This window comes from Pseudomonas sp. PDM15 (assembly GCF_014851565.1).
Lineage (GTDB): Bacteria > Pseudomonadota > Gammaproteobacteria > Pseudomonadales > Pseudomonadaceae > Aquipseudomonas.
The window spans coordinates 1-487 of record NZ_JACVAA010000026.1 but is presented as its reverse complement, the minus strand read 5'-3'; the positions used below and the strand labels follow the sequence as shown (position 1 = coordinate 487).

At 58.3% G+C, this 487-nt stretch carries 1 protein-coding gene; it reads left to right on the top strand.

All coding sequences use genetic code 11. The annotated features are described in order from the left end of the window. Nucleotides 1-25: 25 nt before the first annotated feature. The coding region (locus tag IB232_RS23380) for a hypothetical protein (protein WP_225592492.1) at nt 26-487 on the top strand (462 nt) is incomplete at its 3' end.

Genomic DNA, 487 nt, shown 5'->3' with positions numbered 1-487 from the left:
CGAGCGTCTCGAAATGGAGCGCCAAATGTCTCGCGAGGGCTGGCTCCGCTCGCTTGAGATCGAACAACAGCTATTCATCATGGACATCGATGACAAGCCGCGGTTCGATCGTGGCTTCGAACTCATCAATAAGACCAACCAGTTCAACACTACAGGCAAGAGATGGGAGCTATCCGAGTTCAAGGGCTTCCTCGCGGCTGGCGGTGTTTGCCTGTTGTCCTCCCTCAGAGACAAGACGGGCGACAACGGCATCACCGGCGCGACTTTGGTGAAAGACGGCGAGATCGTTCAAGCCGTGCTCTCTTGCCGCGTATTCGGCCTCGGCGCGGAAGTGGCTATGGGAGCAGCCGCCACGAAGATCGCACTGAGCCAGGCAGAGAGGGCCACAGGCCGGATCGTCGACACAGGCAAGAATTTCACCTGCCACGGCTGGTTCAAATCCCTCGGTTTTTCCGAGACCGATGGTCATTTCGTGGCCGCTCAAGCC